1 protein-coding gene is annotated in these 380 nt (G+C 27.4%); it reads right to left on the bottom strand.

The window, feature by feature from the left end:
• A partial coding sequence (locus tag ACZM8Y_RS10510; RefSeq protein WP_489501723.1) for a hypothetical protein occupies positions 1-374 on the bottom strand: 374 nt, incomplete at its 3' end.
• Between the last annotated feature and the right edge of the window lie 6 nt (positions 375-380).

Raw genomic sequence — 380 nt, 5'->3', positions numbered from 1 at the left:
CTTTTAAATATTTCTTCGACAACACCTTTCTTTTTACTGTTTGATATATATAATATCATAGATGTAAAATCATAAATGACATAAAATTGCTCTTCCCATTCTGCTTCATTTGAAGTTCTTTTGTTTGGAAACTCCTTATGGAGTTTTTTATTATAGACAGTTGTTGATATAGGTAAGAACCTTCCTTCATTTATGCTCATGCATAGATAATTATTATGTTTGATGTCAATAAAAACTTTTTTGCTTTTTCTTTCATCTTGTTCTATATTCTTGTAAGGAAATGTTATATTGAATGCTTGTAGTGCATTCTTTGTGAATGCAATATTGTCAATATTCAATTGAAAAGTAGAAAAAGAAAGCTTTCCTGGTTCCATTTTGAA

This window comes from Bilophila sp., assembly GCF_057864385.1.
Note: the sequence above shows the minus strand (reverse complement) of the source record. Positions and strands in the feature narration are given on the sequence as shown.